Source organism: Chamaesiphon sp., from assembly GCF_041737865.1.
GTDB lineage: Bacteria > Cyanobacteriota > Cyanobacteriia > Cyanobacteriales > Chamaesiphonaceae > Chamaesiphon.
In genome coordinates, this window is record NZ_JBGSQZ010000090.1 from 1 (window position 1) to 2,801 (window position 2,801).

At 43.6% G+C, this 2,801-nt stretch carries 2 protein-coding genes and 1 pseudogene; all 3 read left to right on the top strand.

Features of this window, described 5'->3' with window-relative positions:
- The first annotated feature begins 318 nt into the window (after window positions 1-318).
- The 3 genes and pseudogenes from ACEW9J_RS06460 to ACEW9J_RS06470 all read left to right on the top strand — a co-directional run bounded on the left by ACEW9J_RS06460 (window position 319) and on the right by ACEW9J_RS06470 (window position 2,448).
- Entirely contained in the window at window positions 319-684 is a 366-nt protein-coding gene (locus tag ACEW9J_RS06460) for a hypothetical protein (protein ID WP_373544315.1), read from the top strand.
- Between the two features lie 264 nt (window positions 685-948).
- Window positions 949-1,712: pseudogene (locus tag ACEW9J_RS06465) on the top strand (DUF4079 domain-containing protein).
- A 58-nt stretch (window positions 1,713-1,770) separates the two neighbouring features.
- The gene (locus tag ACEW9J_RS06470) at window positions 1,771-2,448 is read left to right on the top strand and encodes a response regulator transcription factor (RefSeq protein WP_373544316.1); all 678 of its coding nucleotides are present in this window, start codon (window positions 1,771-1,773) and stop codon (window positions 2,446-2,448) included.
- Window positions 2,449-2,801: the final 353 nt, after the last annotated feature.

Consider the following 2,801-nt stretch of genomic DNA (forward strand, 5'->3'; position numbering starts at 1 on the left):
TGAGCGGCAGCTTGACGGTATTCACAAGGCGAAGGAGTTGGGTGTTCGCTTCGGTCGTAAACAGCTTTTGTCTGCTTCGCAGATCGCCCTTGCTTCATCTCAGACGGGCACAAGCTACTCTGATTAAAATTCTGATGAAAGAGTTTAGTCTTTCTAAGGCGAGTGTCTATCATTACTTGAAGAAAACTGCTAGCCCTAGTATATAAATCTGCTTATTCCCCCTTTTGGAGGGTTTATGCAAAAAACCCCATAGTTAAATCAGTGAACCAGTTGAGTTCATCTGAAACACACTATATCGACATTTAGCAGGATACTCTCATGAAATTAACTTCTTTGATTACAAGTGTTGCACTGTTGGGCTTAGTTACTGTCGGTCACGTTGCACCTAACACATTCACTCCATCGATTGGGATAGTTGCTAGTGCCGCTGAAGGCCCCTCCGTCCAAGAAAAAATCAGTTTAATTACTAAAAATAAGGGTCAGATCGGTGGTGGCGACCAGCTACGTCGGTTCTTCTACGGCGATCTAGAACCGCTGGGAGTTCAACCTGGTGGCGCAGGAATGGTTGTCAATTTATATAACAAAGCCAATCATGTCACCTTCTCTTATTGTGCTACTTATGATGTGGTAGTTGCGGTCAAAAAAGGTAGAATAGCTGCATTTCCAGCAAGTGAAGTTAAGTAATCGCCTAATTTGTTAGGTTGCAGTTATTAGTATGAACACTGTTGTTGGGTGGGTATAAGGTGAAAGGACGTGAATCTTATACCCTGATACCCTTTTCTTTTTTTGCAAGGCAGCCTCCTTTGGTAGGGGCAATTCATGAATTGCCCCTACCAAAGGAGGCATTGCACGTTATTTAATCCTCATTTTTTAAAATGTTAATTGTTATTGCGATGGCATCTAAATCTCCATCATAACAACCCAATTATCAATTATCAATTAATTATTATGGACAGAGATACAATCTTATTGCTACATCCATTTATTGCTGTGATTGTGGTATTTCCATTAATTGGCATAGTTGTCAATCGTGCGCTCCAAACTCGCCAGCGGCGGTTGCAGGTATCGACTGGAGCCAAAAGTGCAATTCCGCCCAGTGCAGGCCCCGAACACGCTCAATTAGGTCGGTGGCTGACTGGTTCGGTGGTGGGTATCGTCCTAATTGCATTTGCCGTCGATGTGTTTGGCCATATTGTAGACAAACAAGTGTGGGTAAAAAATCCATTCCAAGTTATCTTAATCAGCCTGGTTTTTATAGCGGCGATCGCATCGTTAGCCTTACTTTACCGTGCGAAAACCAGATTCTGGCGGAGTGTATTTGCCATCCTTACCAGTGTTGCACTGATTCTGTTGGGCAGTCAGGATGGGGTTTATCGGAATGATGCACAATGGTATATTTCTCATTACATTACTATTACGGGATTGCTGCGGCATTACTGATGATTTTTTCCCTCGCGATCGTCAGAGAAATCTATCAGGATCGTACTCATCGGTGGCGGAATATTCATATTGTTTTAAATTCGTTGGCGTAGCCTCTCTGAAAGAGAATCGCACTCCTCCTGTTCATCGGGCAAGCTTTTACTGGAGTTAAGTCATTGCTAGAAATTCCCCTGGTTTGGCAGAAGCCTTATGTCGGAAAGCTCTACGAGCAACAATGCGATAAAAAGCCCTGTACTATTCAGTCAGCTCCAGATCTAAAAATGCCCAAATAACAGCCCAAGCACAGATAATTAGTGAATGGGCACACCAACAAAGGTGAAGGAGAAACAGATGACAGCACAACATATCCTGTTGGTTGAAGATGAAATTAAACTCGCCCGATTTATCGAGTTGGAATTGGAAAGTGAAGGCTATCGCGTCAGTGTGGCGCATGACGGCATGACAGGGCTAGCTTTGGTACGTGAGTCGGAGCCAGATTTAGCGATTTTGGATTGGATGTTGCCCGGTTTAACTGGTGTCGAACTCTGTCGCAGAATGCGATCTACTGGAATTAAGATTCCGGTGATTTTGCTAACTGCTAGAGATGAAGTTGGAGATCGCGTCACGGGTTTAGATGCGGGAGCCGATGATTATTTAGTCAAACCCTTTAGTATTGAGGAGCTATTAGCCAGAATCCGCGCTCATCTAAGGCGCACGCAAGATACGGATACAGATTTGTTGCAGTTTGAAGATTTGAGTCTCAATCGCCGCACTCGTGAAGTCCATCGCGGATCGAGATCGATCGACTTAACCGCCAAGGAATTCGATCTGCTCCAATACTTAATGAGTCATCCGCGTCAGGTATTTACTAGAGAGCAAATTCTCGAAAATATCTGGGGGTATGATTTTCTGGGTGACTCAAATATTATTGAGGTCTACGTTCGCTATCTGCGGTTGAAGTTGGAGCATGATAGTGAGAAGCGATTGATTCATACCGCACGCGGTGTCGGCTATTCGTTGCGGGAGTAGTACTTTGGTAAATGCTATCTGTTTCTGGAGGTTGCTGATTGAGTCTAAATCGTCTGTAAATGAGAATTGGACGTGCTTTGTAAATTTATTGTTTCTTTTACCCAGTTAACTCTTGCCAACGTTCGTGTTAGCTGGCTTGGTATTTAGGCTTGCCTGACAACTAAACGCAAGTTATGAGTTTTGACTCGAAAGCGTTGATTATTCAGCGCAAACGATACTTATAGTCCGTAGACTTATAGTCATCTTTAATGGTTAACTGTGTGCAGTAAGTAGTTGTAGCAGCTTAATGGAGATAAGGTGATTCTAACACTCTTTGGAGAACGTGTACGTGTTCTTCGGCAAGCTCGCGCTCT